This window comes from uncultured Roseibium sp., from assembly GCF_947494555.1.
Lineage (GTDB): Bacteria > Pseudomonadota > Alphaproteobacteria > Rhizobiales > Stappiaceae > Roseibium.
In genome coordinates this window covers 1-374 of the sequence record NZ_CANLVF010000019.1, presented here as the reverse complement: position 1 = coordinate 374, position 374 = coordinate 1, and the positions used below count along the sequence as shown (strand labels likewise).

1 pseudogene is annotated in these 374 nt (G+C 62.8%); it reads right to left on the bottom strand.

What is annotated here, in order from left to right:
• Positions 1-374, bottom strand: a pseudogene (locus tag Q0915_RS32045) (ABC transporter permease); the annotation flags it as partial.

Below are 374 nucleotides of genomic sequence, written 5' to 3'. Positions count from 1 at the left end.
ATCAGGATGACGGCCCAGATCATCAGCATGGGAATGCCCTCGACCACCGGCTGGCCGGCCTTGGGTCCGGCGACGAAGGTGCCGACCACGCCGAGATCAGCAAGCCAGACAAACAGCCAGTTGAAGACCTTGCCGCCGAACATCCAGGCGATCGGATCGCCCTCGGCCGCATCCTTGACGCCGCCGATGATGGTCTTGCGGGTGGTGGCGATGGAAATGAAGATCGTCAGGCCGCGCAAGATATAGAGGAAGGCCAGGGTGACGATGAAGGAGGGCAGGCCGGTCTTGACGACCAGATAGCCGTTGAGGGCGCCGATGGCGAGCGCCACGGCGAAGGCGACCAGAATGGCAAACCAGGTGGGAAAGCCCCATTG